Source organism: Ideonella azotifigens (genome assembly GCF_006519715.1).
Classification (GTDB): Bacteria; Pseudomonadota; Gammaproteobacteria; order Burkholderiales; family Burkholderiaceae_C; genus Ideonella; species Ideonella azotifigens.
Map to the genome: position 1 here is coordinate 1 of NZ_VIDT01001039.1, position 1,398 is coordinate 1,398.

Genomic DNA, 1,398 nt, shown 5'->3' on the forward strand with positions numbered 1-1,398 from the left:
GTCAGCGCGAAGGTCGTCCAGTGAACGCCGAAACCATCGCGCCGCGGCGTGCGGTCGAGCGGCTGTTCGCCGCCATGGCCGAGGCCAGGACGGGGCACGCGCCGGTGCTGGGCCTGAGCGAGGTTGGCACCGTCACGCACGTGGCCGCAGGGGTGGCCAGGGTGACCGGCCTGCCGAATGTCGCGTTCGATGAACTGGTCCGCTTTCCCGGGGACGTCTACGGCATCGCGTTCGACATCGACGAAGAAGGCGTGGGCGTGGTGCTGCTGGACGCGTACTGGCGCCTGCGTGCAGGCGATCCGGTCGAACGTACGGGCCGCGTGATGGACGTGGCCGTGGGCGAGGGCTTGCTGGGCCGCGTCATCGACCCGCTGTGCCGGCCGCTGGATGGCCTGGGGCCTGTGCGCGCCAGCAGCCGGCTGCCCGTGGAGCGGCCGGCCGCGCCCATCATGGAACGCGCTGCGGTGAGCATGCCGCTGCAGACCGGCGTCAAGGTCGTCGACGCGCTGATTCCCGTGGGCCGCGGCCAGCGCGAGCTGATCCTCGGCGACCGCCAGACCGGCAAGACGGCGATTGCCATCGACGCCATCCTGAACCAGCGCGGCAAGAACGTGCTGTGCGTGTACTGCGCGATCCGCCAGCGGGCCTCGGCGGTGGCCAAGGCGGTGGCCACGCTGCGCGAGCACGGGGCGCTGGACTACACGGTGGTGCTTGTCTGCGAAGGCCAGCAGGCGCCGGGGCTGGCCTACATCGCGCCATATGCCGCCACCAGCATTGCCGAGCACTTCATGGAAGCCGGGCGGGATGTGCTGATCGTCTACGACGACCTCACCCAGCATGCCCGCGCCTACCGTGAACTGTCGCTGCTGCTGCAGCGGCCGCCCGGTCGCGAAGCCTTCCCTGGCGACATCTTCTACCTGCACGCCAGGCTGCTGGAACGCGCCACCCACCTGAGCGCCGAACGGGGCGGTGGCTCGCTCACGGCCTTGCCCATCGTCGAGACCGAGGCGCAGGACATGTCGGCCTACATCCCGACCAACCTGATCTCCATCACCGATGGGCAGATCTACCTGTCGCCCCGGCTGTTCGAGCTGGGCGTGCTGCCAGCGGTCGACGTGGGCCAATCGGTCTCGCGGGTCGGCGGCAAGGCGCAGCTGGGCAGCTTGCGCGCCGTGGCCGGGGACCTCAAGCTGGCCTACGCGCAGTTCGAGGAGCTGGAGACTTTCTCGAAGTTCGGCGCCCGCCTCGATGAGCGCAGCCAGCAGGTGATTGCGCACGGGCAGCGCATCCGCGCCTGCCTGAAGCAGGCGCAGGCCGATCCTTTGTCGGTGCCCGAGCAGGTGCTGATCCTGAGTGCCCTGACCGCAGGGTTGTTCGACACCGTGCCGGTGGCGCGCA

At 69.9% G+C, this 1,398-nt stretch carries 1 protein-coding gene; it reads left to right on the forward strand.

The window, feature by feature from the left end; genetic code table 11:
* Nucleotides 1-20: 20 nt before the first annotated feature.
* Nucleotides 21-1,398 (forward strand): alternate F1F0 ATPase, F1 subunit alpha (locus tag FKP22_RS30400; RefSeq protein ID WP_141291930.1); only part of this gene is annotated, 1,378 nt, incomplete at its 3' end.